This window comes from Nostoc sp. (assembly GCF_035638895.1).
Classification (GTDB): domain Bacteria; phylum Cyanobacteriota; class Cyanobacteriia; order Cyanobacteriales; family Nostocaceae; genus Nostoc.
Map to the genome: position 1 here is coordinate 1 of NZ_DASQZC010000665.1, position 2,923 is coordinate 2,923.

2 protein-coding genes and 1 pseudogene are annotated in these 2,923 nt (G+C 42.0%); all 3 read left to right on the plus strand.

What is annotated here, in order from left to right; translation table 11 throughout:
- On the plus strand, positions 1-1,276 hold a 1,276-nt coding region (locus VE944_RS31250), incomplete at its 5' end, for a glycosyltransferase family 4 protein (RefSeq protein WP_324986812.1).
- A gap of 461 nt (positions 1,277-1,737) precedes the next feature.
- Positions 1,738-2,427 (plus strand): TetR/AcrR family transcriptional regulator, encoded by a 690-nt coding sequence (locus VE944_RS31255; protein ID WP_324986814.1) that lies wholly within the window; start codon positions 1,738-1,740, stop codon positions 2,425-2,427.
- A gap of 284 nt (positions 2,428-2,711) precedes the next feature.
- Positions 2,712-2,923, plus strand: a pseudogene (locus VE944_RS31260) (efflux RND transporter periplasmic adaptor subunit); the annotation flags it as partial.

A 2,923-nucleotide genomic window follows, 5' to 3' on the forward strand; every position in this document is an offset into this window, starting at 1 on the left:
TTATTCCTATAACTATCATCCAGAGCCGATTGGTATTGCTCCGTTGATGACTGAATTAGCAGAAGGACTAGTAAAGCGAGGTCACCAAGTGCGGGTGGTTACGGGAATGCCCAACTATCCTCAGCGCGAAATTTACGATGAATATCGGGGTAAGTGGTACATTACTGAACAAATAAATGGTGTCATAATTCAACGATGTTACCTACGAATTAAGTCTAAACCTAATCTTTTAGATCGCTTGTTGCTGGAGTTGAGCTTTGTTTTCACGAGCTTACCCCAAGGTTTTAAAGGCGGACGCCCTGATGTAATTATTTTAACAGTCCCCCCTCTTTTCGGTACTTTACCAGTAACAATATTTGGTTGGTTATATAACTGCCCAGTAGTTCTGAATGTGCAAGATATCCTACCAGATGCTGCGGTACGTATCGGGCTATTGAAGAACAAGTGGATGATCCGAACTCTTGCAGCCCTAGAAAAATTTGCATATCGGTCTGCACACACTATTAGTGTCATTGCCGATGGGTTTCGTGAGAATTTGGTAAATAAGGGAGTACCTGTTAATAAAATCGTTTGTATTCCCAATTGGGTGAATGTAAATTTCATCTGCCCATTACCAAAACAGAACAACTCCTGGATATCTAGCCATCAACTTGATGGAAAATTTGTAGTACTTTATTCGGGCAATATTGCTCTAACGCAAGGTTTAGAAACAGTAATAGAAGCAGCAGTTTACTTGCGTCATATCAAGGAGATTGTCTTTGTTATCGTTGGCGAATCAATAGCATTGCAAACGTTGCAGAAATATTGTCTTTTAAAGGGAGCAGAGAATGTTTTGCTGCTACCGTTGCAGCCGCGAGAAAAACTACCCGAAATGCTAGCAGCATCTGATGTAGGGTTGATTGTGCAAAAACGCAATGTCATTTCGTTCAATATGCCTTCAAAAATACCACTATTGTTGGCGAGTGGTCGCCCAATTGTGGGTTCAGTTCCTGCCACTGGTACTGCTGCAAAAGCAATCCAACTTAGTGGTGGTGGAATAATTGTTGAGCCAGAATCACCCAATGCAATGGCTGCTGCGGTGCATAATTTATATGCTAATCCGACTCTAGGGGCGAGGCTAGGTAACGCAGGAAGACAGTTTGCCGAAGAAAACTATTCTTTGGAGCAAGCACTTAATCGGTATGAAGGGCTGCTTTCTCATATTGTTGCTAACCGAAAGTCACCTCTAGGTATCTTGCCAAAATTAAATTCCAAGAAATCAGTTGTAGATGGTTGATATGGCTGGATAGTAGAGATTTTTTCCCAAAATGAGATGCTTCTTAATTAGTAAACATTAAGCGGTTGAGAAGATAAAACCGTAATTAGGAAAAATTTAATCACCCATTCGGGTGAGTTGAAAATCAACCGATCGGGTGACCTAAGTGTAGGAAGTTGAGACTGCTCAAAAATAGGAATCTAGAGAACACTGGTTAAATTGCACATCGTTCTTGATGAGGATAACTCGATGAAACATTGCAACGTTACTTAATAAAGCTGAGTTAATAGCGTTGGCGTACTACTAGGTCGAAGCAAGCTACGCGCGGCGTGTCGCAGACAAGGCTCTCCAAGAGTTGGCGCTCCATACTTTTCTCTTCCCTAAGATCAGTATTCACTACTACTTAAGAGCGATAAACTCATCTGTAACTTATATTCATCTCATCTTTTATGTGGTTATAATCCAAGCACTTGCAAACGCTCATGAAAAACTTAGCATCAAGGACGGCACAAACTCATGCACGCTTGATCAAGGCAGCAACTCAGGTGTTTGCAACAGCACGTTTAACAGGAGCAACAACGCGAAAAATTGCTCGTGTTGCTGCGGTCAATGAGGTAACTTTATTTCGTCATTTCCAGACCAAAGAGCAACTACTAGCTGCTGTGATTACTGAAGCGATGCCTTCTCTACGAGAGGCTTTGCCAACGGCGGGCTACGCCTACGCTTTACAGACAGAAGCTTTAGCCTATCACGACGACTGGACTCAAGACCTATACACTGACCTCAAGAATTATGCAAAGCTTTGCAACCAGGTGATAGAGGAGCATGAAGACCTGATTCGGACTTTTATTGGGGAAGCGAAGCGACATCCCCAAGCCGCCAGTCTGATTTTATACGAGATTGACAAATTGCTACGCGAACCGCTAGTTGTGTACTTGCAAAAGAATCAAGAGAAGGGCACGGTGTCCTTAGATATAGATTTAAAAGCATCTGTGGATAGTTTCACGGGTATGCTGCTTCACGGTATTCTGCGTTTTAGCGATATCCCCACCGCACTAGAGTACAGTCGTGAATGTTACATGGAAACTTGTGTGAATTTATTTGTGCGCGGTATCAGCACTTTGCCGTTGCAGGACGCAAGAGGCTCAGTTGATTCTTTTGCAACAAGATGAATCCTGTTTCCTCTTTCAGTTAAGGCACTGGGTTTATACTACCTAAAAAAGTTTTATAAATTACACTTTTAAAATGATTAAGCCAAATAGTTTACAAAATAACTACAATAATATGCCAAACGACATTTATTTCAGGTGCTAGACAACGTGAGCGATCGCTCAAAGACCCAAATATATATTTATCATCAACATCAAAAAAAAAGGGTTAAAAAACTATTCAAACAATGCTTTCTTAGCGAAGAGTAGATTGCCCAAGTCTAAATCCACAAGACGAGAAACCGAATATGTCCCATCCTGAGTTCCCTGATTCTCCCCTACCCATTGAAACAGAACAGGCTTCTGTTAACGATTCTAATCAAGAGTCGCAACCATTGTTAGAGCGATCGCCTAAGCCACCTCAAAAGCAGCGTTGGCCTCTGCTGTTGGGAATCGTCCTATTAATTGCAGGTGTTGGTATTGGTTGGCGCTGGTGGCAAAGTACTAATGCTAGCAATGC

Coding starts and splice junctions, on each gene's coding strand:
- VE944_RS31255 (WP_324986814.1), top strand. CDS start 1,738: ATGAAAAACTTAGCATCAAGGACGGCACAAACTCATGCACGCTTGATC.